Here is a 12,860-nt window from a genome sequence, read left to right as displayed (position 1 = left end):
CTTCCGCTTTTTGATTAATACAGATTTTATGATTTTTTAAAGAGCAGGTTGAACTTCATCTAAATAGACACGTTTTCCATCTTTTATCTCAATTATACCGATAGAAATTTGAGGATTATGGTTTGCATCCATAGACATACTGCCAAAAGGGGTTTGAAAATCCTTTAACTTGCTAAGTTCTACAGTGATCTTTTCGCGATCAGCGCTCCCAGCATTTTCAATAGCTTTCATGAACATCATATAGCTTGTGTATCCTAAAACAGAATTGATATTTGGCTCTTTATCAGGGTAAGCTGCTTTCCATTCATTTGTGAATTCTTGTGCAGCTACTGACATATTGGGCATATCCTCACTGTAGGGGAGCGTTGTATGTAAGAATCCTTCCGCAGATGTTCCTGCGATTGTAATAGTTTCTGGATTATCCATAGCATCACCACCCATGATTCGAAACTTTGCACCTAGTTCACGTGCCTGTTTCATGATGATGGCACCTTCAGAAAAATAGGATGGAATAAATAAAACATCAGGATTTTGAGCTATAATCTGCGTGAGAACAGCTGAAAAGTCCTGATCTCCAGAATTATAGTTTAGATTTGAGATAACTTCACCACCCAGTTTTTTAAAAAAACGAGTAAAATAATTCGCAAGACCAATAGCATAATCGCTTGATATATCTTTGAGTACAGCTGCCTTTTTTGCGTGTAAAGTTTGAACTGCATAAGTGGCAGCTCCTATACCTTGATAAGAATCAATAAAGCAAGCGCGGAAATAATATTTTCTTCCTTGCGTAACAAGCGGACTTGTTGAGGATGTTGCAATGGTTGGAGTTTTTGCTTTTTCAGATATTTCTCCACCAGCCAATGACAATGAAGAGCCATAACTCCCTATGATCCCACTTACTTTTTCACTAGCAGTTAAACGCATAACGGCATTAGCAGCTTCTACTTTGTCAGATTTATTATCAATGACAATAAGCTCGATTTTACGTCCCAATATTTCTGGAACTTTTTTATGTGCTAGCTGTATGCCCCTAATTTCAAGCTGACCTCCAAATGCATTTTGACCACTAAGTGGAAGAAAAACGCCGATTTTAATAGGTTCATTCGCATAAGCACTTGCTACGAATACCATTCCCGTAGCAATTATGGCAAAAATTTTCCTCAACTGCATTATGTGCCTCCCTTAGTTGCAGTTTTCACACTTTATCTTGAACACCTTTATCATGCAAGTTACATATCATGAAATATCATTGTGTAAAAAACCTTTTGTGTGTGAAAAACTTTTTGTGTTGTCTTTTTGTAAGATATGTGGAGCATATGATCAAATATTATTGTAGATATTCAGTTTATGGATCAAATGTTAAACACAAGATACAATATGGGGAAATCTTATCTTGGGGCTTGCGTCTTAATGCAAGAGCGATGTTTACTTAACACAGAAGAATCAATGTTGTGTACTTTAGACCTAACAGGATCATGTTTTATTATGGCAAGTAAGGATACATTAAAAGATCATTTCCTGTCCGAGGACAGTTTAGGTGCTTGTGGTGAAATTGTTGAAATTAGTGGTGCCATTAAATGGTTTGATGGGAGTAAGGGTTACGGGTTTATTGTACCTGATTTACCTGGATACCCTGATATATTACTGCATGTTACGGTGATGCGAAGAGATGGCTTTCAAACAGCTTTGGAAGGGGCTAAAATTGTTTGTGCTGTAGAAAAAACTGAAAGAGGATTAAAATGTGTTCAGGTGAAATCCATAGATTGTTCATCGGCTACTCATCCATCAGAGCTTCCAGTACGTACTCATGTCGTTGTTACTCCTGAGAGTGGTTTAGAGCGTGCAATCGTTAAATGGTTTAATCGCGAAAAAGGCTTCGGTTTTCTTAGCAGAGGACAGGGAACAGAGGATATTTTTATTCACATGGAGACATTGCGTCGTTTTGGTTTAGCTGAGCTTCGTTCTGGCCAAGTTGTTCTTATACGTTTTGGTAAAGGGGAGAAAGGTTTGATGACAGCGGAGATTTATCCAGACATAGGGGTTCCGTTTTCTACGCATTAGGTTTCAACATAGAAGATGATCTATTTGATTTTGATTTTATTCTAAAATCTGAATTTTTTTGTTTTATGTAATAAAACTAAACAACTCTGGTAGTAAAAATGAAAATGTTGGAGTTTTTTAGAAGAGAAAAAATTATTCAATTGGTGCTGTTTTTTATGTTTGAAACCAGCTCTACTATTGCGCAAAAATCTATAGAGATTTCTGTTGATCCAATTCCTTTAGAAATACAAACAGAGCATGATTCTGTTTATTACAGGGTAGAAATTGCTTCTACACCGTCTCAGTTGGCAGCTGGCTTGATGTATCGCACTAATTTTCCGCGCGATCGTGCAATGCTCTTTAAAGATCAATTTACTAATAAACTAAAGGATAAACGGGAAATTTTAATGTGGATGGCAAATACACCTTTATCCTTGGATATGATTTTTTTAAATGCTGATGGCGTGATTGTTTCAATTGTTGAGAAAACTATTCCATTTTCAACGGGTACAATTTCGTCAGGGGTGCCTGCAACTTTTGTTATTGAAGTTAATGCAGGGGAAGTTTCTGAAAAAAAAATACAAAAGGGACAACGTGTTATTCATCCTGCTATTTGCGGTGAATGCGAAAGTAATAAAAATGATAGCTGAAGACGTACATTTTTTTGAATATGATGGTTTGCGTTTTGCTTACCGAGAAGAAGGACAGGGGGTTCCTGTTTTATTAATTCATGGTTTTGGATCTTCAGCACGTGTAAATTGGTATGCAACGGGTTGGTTTTGTACTCTTACAAAAGCAGGATATCGGGTTATTGCTCTTGATAATCGCGGACATGGAGATTCAGATAAAAGTTATGACCCTTCTTTTTATACGCCTCAAGCTATGGCTGGTGATGCGGTTAGATTACTGCAGCATTTAAAATTATCTCGAGCCCATGTTATGGGGTATTCTATGGGAGCTAGAATTAGTGCATTTATGGCTCTTTTATATCCAACATATGTACATAGTGTTATTTTTGGTGGTCTAGGTATTGGCATGATAACAGGAGCAGGGGATTGGAAACCTGTTGCTGAGGCTCTTTTAGCAAAAAACATTTCTAGTATTACTGATCAACGTGGTTTGATGTTTCGTAAATTTGCAGATCAAACTAAAAGTGACAAACGTGCTCTCGCAGCTTGTGTCATTACATCAAAACAGGAATTAACAGCATCAGAGGTTTATAAAATTAAACAACCTGCACTCGTTGCCGTTGGTTCATTAGATGAGATTGGCGGTGAGGCAGAACCACTGGCAGCTTTATTGCCTCGTGGTGAATCGCTCATTATTCCTAATCGAGATCATATGCTTGCCGTGGGAGATAAAGTCTACAAGAAAGGTGTTATCGATTTTCTTTCTCGTTATCCTATTGTTTGAAAATTACTTATATTTTAAAGGGCTCATAAAGAAATTTAATGTTTCTTATTTTGGGTAAGATAAAAAATTTATTTAGAATTTTAGATATGGTGGCGTAAATTTAATATAGAAGTTGAAGGAGAGGCAGCGATAAAATTTTAATAAGCTTATTTTTTATAAGAACGGTTCTCTTGCATATGTTAGTTAGTGTATTCTGCGCAAGTGATTAAAAAAAGATTGTTTTCAATTATCCAATAAGATTTTATGATAAATAAAATAGCTGTGGTAGAGACCAATATTTTTGTTTTATATAATTTTATTTTAGATAAAAATTATAGCAATTGATATTCGAAGTTTTTACCAAAACATGCTTATGAGTACGAAAGCTAAAAATGGGGATAAAAATATTAAAAATTTATGATTTGCTACCCATTTTTTTTATTTTAAAATCTATATGGGAATAGTCAAATATTATGGACTTTTTAGTAAAGGGCATTCAACGAAAGTGTGAAGATAATTCTGCTTTGAATATAGGTCATATAATCGAAAAGTGAGAATGTTGACTATCTTTACAAAATACGTAGGAGTGGCTTATTTGTTTGCCGACGAGAAATTTAATTTAATAATCTCAAAAAATAGGAGAGCATGGTGAATGCTGATGAAATAAAAAAACTTGATAGTTATTTTAAAAACACATTCCAAAACTCAGCATTGCAGGTAAAAGCACGGCTTAAAAAGGATGATTCTTGTGAAGTTTATATTGGGAATGAGTTTTTAGGCGTTATCTATCGAGATGAAGATGAAGATGAGTTATCATACAATTTTTCAATGGCCATATTAGATATTGATTTAGGACATTGATATATTATGGAATAATTGAATAAAATTTTCCTTTATCCAGCAGTTTCATATGAGTTTTAATGCTTTAAAGCTCGTATGGCTGTTACGTCCAATGATAAGGTGGTCATGAACAGTAATTCCTAGCGCATTAGCTGCATCTTTAAGTCTATGTGTCATCGATATATCTGCATGAGAAGGTGAGGCGTCACCAGAGGGGTGATTATGAACTAAAATAAGTCCTGATGCAGATAGTTCTAAAGCCCGAGAAATTACTTCACGAGGATAAACAGGAGTATGATCAATGGTGCCAGTTTGTTGTATTTCATCAGAAAGTAAACCATTTTTCTTATCAAGAAATAAGACACGAAATTGTTCACGTGTTTCGTGAGCCATAACAGCTTTACAGTAGGCTAATACTTTATCCCATGATGAAAAAATATCGCGTTTAAATAATTCTGCGCGAGCAAGACGTCCAGCAACATCTGAAATAATTTTTAAATCAAGTGCAGTTGCTGGACCACATCCATGAACTTCTTGAAGTCGATGAATATCAGCACACAATACGTCAGCTAATGAGCCAAAATGTGCTATTAAATTTTTCGCTATTGGCTTTGTATTCGCTCGAGGGATAGTACGAAAAAGCAACAACTCAAGATATTCATAATCTTCAATTGCGTCTCCTTTTGTCTTTAAATAACGTTTACGAAGACGTTCACGATGTCCTTGATAATGATCGAGTGTTTGTGATTTTTTTTGAGGTTTTTCACTTTTCTTCTCTATGGTTGGAGTAGATGGAGAATTTGATGTCACTGCAAAGTGATTACTTTGTTTGTCTCCCTTTTGATTTAATTTTTTAGCCATGACATTTCTATATTTATTTAGGCATATGAATTTGGAATATAAAAAATGTTTTTAGGAGATTTAGTAAATATTTCGCATCCTTCATTTGTTACACCAATTGTATGTTCATACTGTGCGGTAAGAGATCGATCACGTGTAACTGCAGTCCAGCCATCAGATAAAATCTTTACTTGTGGTTTACCAAGATTGACCATGGGCTCAATTGTAAACATCATACCTGGCTTAAGTTCTATTCCTTCTTTAGGGGTTCCATAATGTAAAATATTAGGTGCATCGTGAAAAAGTTGACCAATCCCATGTCCACAAAAATCTCTCACAATTGAGCACCGCTCAGATTCTGCATAGTGTTGAATAGCTGCACCAATATCACCTGTTGTGGCTCCTGGTTTGACCGCGGCAATTCCTTTCATAAGACTTTCATGTGTTATTTTTAGTAAGCGTTCTGCTGCACGTCTAATTTTTCCAACGGGATACATGCGGCTTGAATCTCCATGCCAACCGTCGAGAATAAAAGTGACATCAACATTAACAATATCACCTTCCTGCAAAGGCCTTTTATTAGGAATACCATGGCAAACAACGTGATTGATGGATGTACAACATGAGTGGCTATATCCATGATAATTCAAGTCAGCAGGGAGAGCTCCTTGCTCTGCGCCAAAAGTAAACACAAAATCATCAATTTCTTGTGTGGTAACTCCAGGCTTAATAATATCGATAAGTGCATCAAGGCATTCAGCAGCAATACGACCAACTTCACGCATTTTAACAAAAGCGTGGTCATCAAAAATGCGGATTTGCCCATTAGATTTTAAGGGTATTTTATTATATTCAATATAATCAACCATTGTTTTTTCTATTTTCTATTTCTACTCTATGAATCGGAAAGATACCTTCTGTACTTACGTGACATTTTACAGCATAAAATTCTACCCCCGATTTTAGCGCTAAATCAAATTTACATCCATAGATAGGATCAAGATCATAACAAACTTTAAAAGCTGAACAATCTTCCCGTTGAATCACATAAAGCATAGCGGCTCGTTTTCCTTGTTGCACGATTTTTATGAGTTCATCAAGATGACGTGTGCCGCGTTTTGTTTCGGTATCAGGAAACTCCGCTAATCCTTTTTGACGCATGAAGTGAACATTTTTAACTTCTAAATAACAGTCAGGGAGGATATTATCACGTAGGAGAAAGTCAATACGTGATTGTGTCCCATAGTATTGTTCTTTCAGAATTGTTGTATATTCGCTTAATTCTGGCAATAAGTTATTTTGAATTGCTTCTAATGCAAGTTTGTTGGGCAAAGTCGTATTGATACCAACCAAGGTATTATTTGCTTCAACAATTTCTAATTGATACGCGTATTTTCGTTTAGAATTGTTGTTATATGAAAGCCAAATATTAGAATTGGGGGTTGTTAATCCAAGCATTGATCCTGTATTAGGGACTGAAACGGTAAAAACGCGTTGATCATCCCATTTAACATCGGCAAGAAAGCGTTTATAACGACGAACAAGTTGTGCAGGAAAGAGTTTTGGAACAAAAAGCATATTCTTTTTTAGAATGTATGTTTTAATAATTCAACTCGAAGTATAATCCGTAATTGTTATGACGTGTCAAGCAAGGCTGTATTGATGCAAAAGATACTACTATAATTTACATTAAGCGCTATAAAAACAGAATTTATTTTTGTTTTCATAATCTACTGTTAAAGTTTTTTAGGCCATTTAAAATTCTTTTAAAGTTGTTAGTTAATTCGTAAATTTTGAATAAAAAGGTTATTTTTTAGAGAATTTTTTTGAGAAAGTTGCTTTAAAAAAAATAGCGATAAGAGCCGTAAATGATAAAATTAGGTAAAATTGATGGCTGGAACAAATAGGAATCGTAAAAATTTAATAAACGGTCCAATTATCATTTTAGTTGAGCCGCAGTTACCAGAAAATATTGGTATGGTGGCAAGGGCAATGGCAAATTTTGGACTCTCTAAGCTTCGATTAGTTAAGCCTCGCGAAGCATTTCCCAATGAAAAAGCCAGAGCTGCAGCGAGTAAAGCAGATCATGTCATTAATAACGCAGTAATTTTTGATACGTTACATGACGCTATTGCAGATTTGCACTATGTTTTTGCTACAACAGCACGTGAAAGATGTGGTTTTAAAACTGTAAAAAGTGCTGTTGAAGCAGCGAATATATTGCGTCAGCGTGAAAATATTGGACATAAAACAGGTATTTTATTTGGAAGAGAAAGGTGGGGACTAGAAAATGAAGAAATCAGTCTTGTTGATGAAATCATCACTTTTCCAGTGAATCCTGCTTTTGCATCACTTAATATTGCACAAGCAGTTTTACTTATGTCTTACGAGTGGATGAAGTCAGGTCTGCAGGATGCGAGCGATACAGCTTTTCGTGCGGTAGAGATGGAGCCAGCTAACAAAGCAACGTTTCATGGTTTTCTATCTCAACTAGAGAGTGCTTTGGATGTTCGCGGATATTTTAGACCTCAAGAACGCAAAGAGGTAATGCTTGCAAATATGCGCTCTGTTTTTACACGCGCTAATTTTAGTGAATCTGAGGTTCGTTTGCTACGGGGAATTATATCTTCATTGGATCATTTTTCGCCTAAATTTCCACGAGGGAGCGGTGCGCCTGTAGGTCGTGATCGTAAAAAGATTAAGGTAGGTATGAATACTGATGATTGAACAACCTCTTCTTTTTTTTGATAGTGGAATTGGTGGCTTAACAGTGCTGAGAGAAGTGCGCGTTCTTATTCCTGAAGCTCAATTTATTTATGTGGCAGATGATGCAGGGTTTCCTTATGGAAATTGGGAAGAAAATATTTTGAAGAAACGCATTTTAAGGATTTTTACAAATCTTTTAACACTTTACAATCCCGCTTTATGTGTGGTTGCTTGTAATACTGCTTCTACACTAATGATGGCAGATTTACGGCAAAAATTCCCTCATATTTTTTTTGTAGGAACAGTTCCTGCAATAAAATTAGCGGCTAAACAGACAAAATCTGGTTTGATTTCAGTGTTAGCTACTCCTGGAACAGTTCAGCGTGCATATACACATGAATTAATCAATTCTTTTGCTGGGCAGTGCCATGTTCAGCTTGTTGGAAGTGAAAAACTTGCTGCATTTGCTGAAAATTACGTACGTGGACAACCTGTTGATTCTGAAGAATTACGCTATGAAATCTCTCCGTGCTTTGTTGAGAAAAACGGCAAATATACTGATATTATTGTTTTAGCTTGTACGCATTATCCTTTTTTGATTCACTTATTTCGTGAACAGGCTTTATGGTCAGTTGAGTGGATTGATGCTGCAAAAGCCATAGCTAAATATACTAGATCGTTATTGCCGAGAAGAACACATCATAAAAATATAAAAAAAAATAAAGATTTTGCGTTATTTACATCGCAAAATATAACCTCTTCTACTGAGCGTTTATTACAAGAATTTGGCTTAAATATAATGAAAGGAGTTGACTTTGGGGTATAAGATCAATAAGGCTGTTTCAGCTTTTTCTTTTAGGAAAATGGCGTTAATTGACGTGTCCCGTGGATAACTTTGCAAATTATTTGTTAAGCTATCCTGTCAGTCTTTATATTTGAAGGCAGAGGAGGGCGCGTTTCCTTGAACTTTTATTAGAGTCTTGTAATTTATTTTAAAGGAAATGCGATGAGTAAACGCGAAACGACAAAGTATAAAATTGATCGCCGTATGGGAGAAAATATTTGGGGTCGTCCGAAGTCTCCCGTTAATCGTAGGGATTATGGTCCAGGTCAGCATGGCCAACGCCGCAAAGGGAAGCTTTCTGATTATGGTGTGCAATTGCGTGCTAAGCAGAAGTTAAAAGGGTTTTACGGTGATATCTCAGAAAAACAGTTCCGTAAGACGTATGAAGAAGCAGCTCGTCGGCGTGGTGATACTGGTGAAAACTTTATCGGTCTTTTAGAATCGCGTTTAGATGCTGTGGTTTACCGCGCAAAATTCGTGCCTACGATTTTTGCCTCTCGTCAGTTCATCAATCATGGTCACGTTAATGTAAATGGTCGACGTACAAATATTCAATCATATCGCTGTAAGCCAGGTGATGTTATTGAGGTTCGTGAAAAGTCAAAACAACTTGTTTTAGTTTTGGAATCTGTGCAATTGGCAGAACGTGATGTGCCGGAATACATTGAAGCAGATCATAAACAGATGAAAGCAACATTTGCGCGTATTCCTGCTTTTGCAGATGTTCCTTATGCTGTGCAAATGGAGCCTAATTTGGTTGTTGAATTTTATTCTCGGTAAATTTCTAGAAGGAGCTATTGCTCTTTCAAGTTTGCTATATGCTCAAAAATATTATGTTACTTTATTGTTGCTGAAGTTAGCAAATAATTTATGTAAATCGGAGCTATATCAAGTTTATTGTTATGTTTTATAGCAAGAAATTTTGGTATAGCTTTGTTTTTAGTTTGCGTATCTAATTTATAGATTAAATGGTGTCAGTTTAAGCTGCGTTATATCTGTTGTTGTCTATGTTACTGTTGTAGGACGAACTGTTATATTATGCAGGATTTATGGTCTTATGGATAATACTTTAGTCAAGTATCAGACTTTAGAAAAAAATAGAGATAAAACTGATTCTTGTGCAGTGGAAATTGATGACTGTCATCCAATATTTCGGGCTGCACCTTCGACTGTAGAATTTAATAAATTACGCAAACGGCTTTTGCGCCATATGCGGCAGGCGTTTGATGATTTTTCTATGCTCTCTTCAGGAAAAAAATGGCTTGTTGCTTTATCTGGCGGAAAAGATTCTTACGGTTTACTAGCGCTTCTTCTAGATTTAAAATGGCGTGGTCTTTTACCTGTTGAAATTTTGGCTTGCAATCTTGATCAAGGGCAACCAGGCTTTCCAAAGCATATTCTTCCAGACTTTTTAAACTCTTATCAAATTCCGCATCGTATTGAATATCAGGATACTTACTCAGTTGTTACAGATAAATTAGCACATACGCAAACATATTGCTCGCTTTGTTCTCGGCTGCGACGCGGTAATTTATATCGTATCGCGCGTGAAGAGGGGTGTTCTGCATTAGTTCTTGGGCATCATCGTGATGATGTCTTAGAAACGTTTTTTATGAATTTATTTCATGGTGGCAGATTAGCAGCCATGCCTGGGAAGCTTATAAACGATGAAGGAGATCTTTTTGTTTTGCGCCCTCTTGTTTACGCTTCTGAGGAAGATATGGAGAAATTTTCTCAGGCAATGCGATTTCCTATTATTCCTTGTAATCTTTGCGGTAGTCAGGATGGTTTACAACGCAATGCAATGAAAGAAATGTTGAGAGATATTGAAAACAAAATGCCAGGGCGTAAAGATACCATGATTCGCGCTTTGACAAACGTGCGTCCAAGTCACTTGCTTGATAAAAAAATTTTTGATTTTAAAAATTTATTATAAGTATTAGACGCTAATAAAGATAAGTCTAAGCTTTTTTATAACTTTGAATTTACGGTTCCATAGACCATAAGCATTTGATTATTCAATTTTAACAGTGATAAAATGACCTCTACATAGAATGATTGTTGTGGTAATAAATGCATAACATCATTTACCTTTGAAGAATCATATTATCTGCAGTTTTTAGCTGTTTTGTTTTCATTTTCATTAATAAAAAACTGGAGTTTTTTTCAATTATTTTCTCTCAATATGCGAGAAATGTGTTTAAATCTCCATTAGCTTTTCTGGGAAAATCAGCAATAAATGTTAATCGCAAAGTGAGCCTTAAAAAAATATTTATTATTTTTTTTATATTATACAAATCGGGATTCTTTATATTATGTGAAATAGTTGGTGGATGCATGCTGAAAAGGAGTATTTAAATTAAGCAAACACTTTATAAGCTCAATAGATTTACCAACCTGAAAAATCAGGGGAAAAAATAACGCATGCATACCGAAATACCTCCTATTGCCTAGTTTGCGAAAAAGGTTGATTTTTTATACGATTTTTTTAAAGATTTTCGAGATATCTAATATTAATGCTATAAGCACTTGTATTATATAAAATAACCAAAATTTCTTTTTTAGTACAAGTTTTTTAGATTTATCAATAACATCACTGATAAGACGGAAATAAGATTATTGCGCAAGATAGTAATACAAAAACTCCATTCATTATAACATCTTTCAGAAATTTTTAAATAAGCATATAATGGTGAGGTATTAAACAAAATAATTTATGGAGGAGCTAAATCGATAAAATTTTTATGAGATAGAGGAATTATTGTATGAATTGTTTGTATAATGCCTTTATAGACTTCCAGTTATGTAACAACAGATACATTGAGATATGTTCAGAGAATGGTGTTAGGGGCAACATCAAAATATCTAGTTACAATAATTTTCTAAAATATTACAAATGCTTTTGAAAATATGAAAAAAAGAAAAATGATAAGAGATGCTGTAATGATAATTACTGCAATTTTATGACAATTGAGTATTATTTATTATTTTTATTTTATTATTAATTACAAAAAACATCTTTTATTTTTATACATACAAAATATATTTTATATAGTTTTATTTTACTTTTTGTTACGTTATTTTGTTAAAAAATATAGTATAATCTGTACAAAAATACTGAATAATTTTTAATTCGTATATATTGAATACGTTGAAAGTTTTTTAATATTTGCGAATAAGTCCGATTAGTTTTCCTTGTATCTCTACACACTTAGATCTGTATATGCGTGTTTCGTAGAGAGGATTTGCAGCTTCTAATGCAATAGAAGCTCCTTTGCGTCGATAACGTTTTAAGGTTGCCTCTTTTTTATCAATGAATGCAATAACAATTTCACCTGACATTGCTGTATTTTGCTGCTTAACAATTATCGTATCTTTGTCAAAAATACCAGCATCAATCATAGAATCATCTTTCACTTCTAAAGCATAGTATTCACCTACGCTCAACATATCTTGTGGCAAAGAAAGTGTATCTGTTTGTTGCAGTATAGAGGAAATAGGGACACTTGTAGCAATGCGTCCCATAATGGGTATAATAATATTTTTTTTATCTTCTTCATCAAAATTATCTAGACCAAAATTTTTCAATATCTTTCTTTTATTTTTTTCTATTACAGTAGGAGAAATTTTACGAGCTGAAGAAAGATTAAATGTTATTTTACTGGGGAGTCGGATAATTTCCATTGCACGAGCACGATTATGCAGACGGCGTATAAACCCTCGTTCTTCTAAGGTTGTAACAAGTCTATGAATGCCAGATTTTGAAGCAAGTTCCAATGCCGTTTTCATTTCATCAAATGACGGAGAAGTACCAGTTTCTTTTATATGATTGTGAATGAATAAGAGTAGTTCATATTGTTTACATGTCAGCATTCAATAATCCAATCAAAAAAGAGGCAAATAGACAATAAAACATATTTATATTGTAATTTTTTTACATTTTTTTGTAAATTAAATTAAAAATATTTGCTTTATATTTTAATTTAAAAAGTAAAAAATATATATAATATTTATTATTTGTAATATATTTTATAATATTATATTAATATAAACTTTATAATTATTTATTTTAAATAATTATTTAAAATTTTATAAATATTCATTTATTAAATTTATTTAATAAAATATTATTAAATTAATATTTTATAATATAATACTTTATTGATGAATTTTTTATCATTTATTTATAATATTATTT

13 protein-coding genes are annotated in these 12,860 nt (G+C 34.1%); 8 read left to right on the top strand and 5 right to left on the bottom strand.

Annotation, left to right across the window (positions count from 1 at the left end):
- Positions 1–36 precede the first annotated feature (36 nt).
- Complete coding sequence (locus V5N67_RS06355) at positions 37–1,170, bottom strand: ABC transporter substrate-binding protein (protein ID WP_332061056.1); 1,134 nt, start codon at positions 1,168–1,170, stop codon at positions 37–39.
- Positions 1,171–1,485: 315 nt separating this feature from the next.
- On the opposite strand from V5N67_RS06355, the gene V5N67_RS06350 reads away from it, so the two are divergent.
- The 4 genes from V5N67_RS06350 to V5N67_RS06335 all read left to right on the top strand — a co-directional run bounded on the left by V5N67_RS06350 (position 1,486) and on the right by V5N67_RS06335 (position 4,293).
- Complete coding sequence (locus V5N67_RS06350; protein ID WP_332061055.1) at positions 1,486–2,061, top strand: cold-shock protein; 576 nt, start codon at positions 1,486–1,488, stop codon at positions 2,059–2,061.
- A gap of 104 nt (positions 2,062–2,165) precedes the next feature.
- A complete protein-coding gene (locus tag V5N67_RS06345; RefSeq protein WP_332061072.1) occupies positions 2,166–2,690 on the top strand; it encodes a DUF192 domain-containing protein in 525 nt (174 codons plus the stop codon).
- Positions 2,680–3,453 carry an alpha/beta fold hydrolase gene (locus V5N67_RS06340; RefSeq protein WP_332061054.1) on the top strand — a complete coding sequence of 258 codons (774 nt, stop codon included), beginning with the start codon at positions 2,680–2,682 and terminating at the stop codon, positions 3,451–3,453. Before V5N67_RS06345 ends, V5N67_RS06340 begins: the two co-directional genes overlap by 11 nt.
- A gap of 627 nt (positions 3,454–4,080) precedes the next feature.
- Positions 4,081–4,293, top strand: a complete 213-nt coding sequence (locus V5N67_RS06335; RefSeq protein ID WP_332061053.1) for a DUF3126 family protein — start codon at positions 4,081–4,083, stop codon at positions 4,291–4,293.
- 45 nt (positions 4,294–4,338) lie between these two features.
- On the opposite strand, the gene radC is transcribed toward V5N67_RS06335, so the two are convergent.
- From radC to sfsA, 3 genes are read right to left on the bottom strand one after another with little or no spacing between them, the layout of a single operon-like run.
- The gene (gene radC / locus V5N67_RS06330; RefSeq protein ID WP_332061052.1) at positions 4,339–5,133 is read right to left on the bottom strand and encodes a RadC family protein; all 795 of its coding nucleotides are present in this window, start codon (positions 5,131–5,133) and stop codon (positions 4,339–4,341) included.
- A gap of 17 nt (positions 5,134–5,150) precedes the next feature.
- Entirely contained in the window at positions 5,151–5,981 is an 831-nt protein-coding gene (gene map, locus V5N67_RS06325) for a type I methionyl aminopeptidase (protein WP_332061051.1), read from the bottom strand.
- Complete coding sequence (gene sfsA / locus V5N67_RS06320; RefSeq protein ID WP_332061050.1) at positions 5,974–6,690, bottom strand: DNA/RNA nuclease SfsA; 717 nt, start codon at positions 6,688–6,690, stop codon at positions 5,974–5,976. Before sfsA ends, map begins: the two co-directional genes overlap by 8 nt.
- A 312-nt stretch (positions 6,691–7,002) precedes the next feature.
- On the opposite strand from sfsA, the gene V5N67_RS06315 reads away from it, so the two are divergent.
- The 4 genes from V5N67_RS06315 to ttcA all read left to right on the top strand — a co-directional run bounded on the left by V5N67_RS06315 (position 7,003) and on the right by ttcA (position 10,598).
- Positions 7,003–7,839, top strand: coding sequence for an RNA methyltransferase (locus tag V5N67_RS06315; protein WP_332061049.1), 837 nt, complete (start codon positions 7,003–7,005; stop codon positions 7,837–7,839).
- On the top strand, positions 7,832–8,644 hold the full coding sequence (gene murI / locus V5N67_RS06310) for a glutamate racemase (protein WP_332061048.1): 813 nt from the start codon (positions 7,832–7,834) through the stop codon (positions 8,642–8,644). The genes V5N67_RS06315 and murI overlap by 8 nt, the downstream gene beginning before the upstream one ends.
- Positions 8,645–8,824: 180 nt before the next feature.
- The gene (gene rpsD / locus V5N67_RS06305) at positions 8,825–9,442 is read left to right on the top strand and encodes a 30S ribosomal protein S4 (RefSeq protein ID WP_332061047.1); all 618 of its coding nucleotides are present in this window, start codon (positions 8,825–8,827) and stop codon (positions 9,440–9,442) included.
- Between the two features lie 277 nt (positions 9,443–9,719).
- On the top strand, positions 9,720–10,598 hold the full coding sequence (gene ttcA, locus V5N67_RS06300; RefSeq protein ID WP_332061046.1) for a tRNA 2-thiocytidine(32) synthetase TtcA: 879 nt from the start codon (positions 9,720–9,722) through the stop codon (positions 10,596–10,598).
- A 1,226-nt stretch (positions 10,599–11,824) separates the two neighbouring features.
- Here ttcA and lexA read toward each other — a convergent pair.
- Positions 11,825–12,535 (bottom strand): transcriptional repressor LexA, encoded by a 711-nt coding sequence (gene lexA, locus V5N67_RS06295; RefSeq protein WP_332061045.1) that lies wholly within the window; start codon positions 12,533–12,535, stop codon positions 11,825–11,827.
- Positions 12,536–12,860 lie beyond the last annotated feature (325 nt).

It is taken from the genome of Bartonella rhinolophi (genome assembly GCF_036576165.1).
Classification (GTDB): Bacteria; Pseudomonadota; Alphaproteobacteria; order Rhizobiales; family Rhizobiaceae; genus Bartonella.
This window is presented reverse-complemented; position numbering and strand designations above follow the sequence as displayed.